Origin of the sequence: Acinetobacter chengduensis, assembly GCF_003664645.1 — a bacterium.
In the GTDB taxonomy this organism is placed as follows: domain Bacteria; phylum Pseudomonadota; class Gammaproteobacteria; order Pseudomonadales; family Moraxellaceae; genus Acinetobacter; species Acinetobacter chengduensis.
The window spans coordinates 1-293 of sequence record NZ_RCHC01000081.1; the positions used below are offsets into that span (position 1 = coordinate 1).

1 protein-coding gene is annotated in these 293 nt (G+C 46.4%); it reads left to right on the forward strand.

Annotation, left to right across the window (positions count from 1 at the left end; genetic code table 11):
• Positions 1-293: GTP-binding protein (locus D9K81_RS18320; RefSeq protein WP_227602122.1), on the forward strand; the 293-nt coding region annotated here is incomplete at both ends.

Here is a 293-nt window from a genome sequence, read left to right on the forward strand (position 1 = left end):
AACGTGGGCACAATTGGTCACGTTGACCATGGTAAAACAACTTTAACAGCTGCAATTGCAACTGTATGTGCAAAAAAATTCGGTGGCGAAGCGAAAGACTACGCTGCAATCGACTCTGCACCTGAAGAAAAAGCACGTGGTATTACAATTAATACTTCACACGTAGAATACGATTCTCCAACTCGTCACTACGCTCACGTAGACTGCCCGGGCCACGCCGATTATGTTAAAAACATGATTACTGGTGCTGCTCAAATGGACGGCGCGATCCTTGTATGTGCTGCGACTGATGG